Raw genomic sequence first — 2,493 nt, 5'->3', positions numbered from 1 at the left:
CGGTCCCCCTCTCCAGCTGGAGAGGGGGTGGCCGAAGGCCGGGGGTGAGGTATTGGCTCTCGGCCGCGGCCGAGAGTCAATACTTGTCCAGGTACCGCTCCGTCTCCCAGGGCTGGACCTTCGAGATGTACTCCGCCCATTCCGAGCGCTTCGCCTCGAGGAAGTGCGTCAGGATGTGCTCGCCAAGGAAGTCTTTGACGACCGAGTCCTTCTCCAGGTTGTCGCACGCTTCGGAGAGATTCGCCGGCAGCTCGTCGATCTTCAGGCGACGCTTCTCGCGCTGCGACATCTCGAAGATGTTGCGGTCGATCGGCTCGCCCGGGTCCATCCGCTGCTTGACCCCGTCCATGCCGGAAGCGAGCATCGCGCCGAACGCGAGGTAGGGGTTGCAGGAGGGATCGGGCATCCGGACCTCGATGCGCGTCCCCATGCCGCGGCGGGCGGGCACCCGGATCATCGGCGAGCGGTTGCGCATCGACCAGGCGACGTTGACCGGCGCCTCGTAGCCGGGCACCAGCCGCTTGTAGGAGTTGACGAGCGGGTTCGTCACGGCGACGAAGGCCGTCGCGTGCCGCAGGATCCCGCCGGTGTAATGAAGGGCGGTCTTCGAGAGCTCCCACTTCGCCTTCGGGTCGAAGAACGCGTTGTTTCCCTTCGAGTCGAGGAACGACTGGTGGACGTGCATCCCCGAGCCGTTGACCCCGAAGATCGGCTTCGGCATGAACGTGGCGTGGAGGCCGTGGTCGAGGGCGACTTTCTTGACGATGAAGCGGAAGGTGGAAACGCGGTCGGCGGTCGTGACGGCGTCGGCGTATTTGAAATCGATCTCGTGCTGCCCCGGCGCGACTTCGTGGTGCGCGGCTTCCACCTCGAAGCCCATCTGCTCGAGGGCGACGACGATGTCCCGGCGGGCGTCCTCTCCGCGATCGACGGGCGTCAGGTCGAAGTACGCGCCCTCGTCGTGCGTGTCGATCACCGGGCTTCCGTCGGGGCCGCGGCGGAAGAGGAAGAACTCGGCTTCCGGTCCCGTGACCATCGTGTAGCCGAGCGCGGCGGCCTTGTCCATCTGCCTTTTCAGGGTGAGGCGCGGGCAGCCGGCGAACGCGCTGCCGTCCGGGTTGTGGACGTCGCAGATCAGCCGCCCGACCCCCTCCTCCTTGTGGTACCAGGGAAAAATCGCGAACGTGTCGAGGTCCGGCACGAGGTTCATGTCGGACTCCTCGATCCGGGTGAATCCCTCGATCGACGATCCGTCGAACTGGATCTCGCCGTCGAGCGCCTTCGCGAATTGCGACCGCGGGATCTCGACGTTCTTGATGATGCCGAGGATGTCGGTGAACTGGAGTCGCATGAACCGCACGTTCTCCCGTTCGCAGACCTTCAGGATCTCCGACCTCGTCAGTCCGGGTCCCGCCGCGTCGAACTTCAACACCTTCCCCCCCTTGCCGCCGTTGCCCTTCGCCATCGCGTCCTCCTTTTTTTGCATGGACTGCGGGATTCTATGGTCACGAGGTCGAAAGTCAACCCCGAAGCGACGAAGTGACCGCTGAATCCTGCACAATTTGCACAGTCTCATGTGCATTCACGCGCGTTCGTCCGGGACAGCGGGTGCGGGGCGCCGCCGGAAGGACGCGTAGAGCGGGATTCCCAGGGCGATCAGGGCGAAGGCGGCGGAGGCCTCCAACACGTTCGTCCGAAAGGCGTTGCCGAGGAGGAGCAGCATTCCCGCGACGAAGAGCGCCGGGACCGCCGGGTAACCCCACGCGCGATAGGGACGGGGAGCGTCGGGGAGCTTTCGCCGGAGCACGAAGAGCGAGACGGCCGTGAGCGCGTAGAACAGCGCGTAGCCGCTGATCGCCATGTTCGTCAGCTCGTCGAACGTGCCGCTGCAGGCGAGGACCGAGGCCCACACGGCGGCGATGACGATCGACACGACCGGAACGCGGGTCCGGCGGCTCAGCCGTCCGAACGGCGCGAAGAACAGCCCCGCCCGGGCCATCGCGTAGGGCAGCCGCGTCACCGCGAGAACGACGCCGTTCAGGCCGCCGACCACCGAGACGAGGAACAGCGCGCCCGTCGCGGCGGAAGCGCGTCCGCCGAGGAAGACCTCCGAGGCCTTCGTCGCGACGGGGGCCGCTTCGGGATACCGCGTCGAGCTCGACGCGGCGATCTCGGCGGCCGGCAGCGCGTAGAAGTACGCGGCGTTGACGGCCGCGTACGCGAGCACGACGAGGACCGTTCCCGCGAGGATCGCGCGCGGCAGGTTCCGCTCGGGCCGGGCGACCTCTCCCCCGGCCATCGCGACGTAGTTCCACCCGCTGTAGGCCCAGAATGCCCCCATCGTCGCCGCGCCGAACGCCGAAAGCCCCGCGGCCGGAAGCGTCCCGACCGGCGAAAAGTGCGCCCACGACCCGCCGCGCGAGAAAAAGAAGACGCCGATGACGATCGCCGCCAGACCCGCCACTTTCGCCGCCGTGACGACCGTCTGGAAAC

General features: G+C 67.1%; 2 protein-coding genes. Both read right to left on the bottom strand.

Going from position 1 to position 2,493, the window contains the following annotated elements; translation table 11 throughout:
- Nucleotides 1–76 precede the first annotated feature (76 nt).
- Complete coding sequence (gene glnA / locus VKH46_05550; protein ID HKB70289.1) at nucleotides 77–1,465, bottom strand: type I glutamate--ammonia ligase; 1,389 nt, start codon at nucleotides 1,463–1,465, stop codon at nucleotides 77–79.
- A gap of 117 nt (nucleotides 1,466–1,582) precedes the next feature.
- Nucleotides 1,583–2,493 (bottom strand): amino acid permease (locus tag VKH46_05545; protein HKB70288.1); only part of this gene is annotated, 911 nt, incomplete at its 5' end.

Source organism: Thermoanaerobaculia bacterium (assembly GCA_035260525.1).
In the GTDB taxonomy this organism is placed as follows: Bacteria; Acidobacteriota; Thermoanaerobaculia; order UBA5066; family DATFVB01; genus DATFVB01.
The sequence above is the reverse complement of the archived record's forward strand: the minus strand, read 5'-3'. Positions and strand labels throughout refer to the sequence as shown.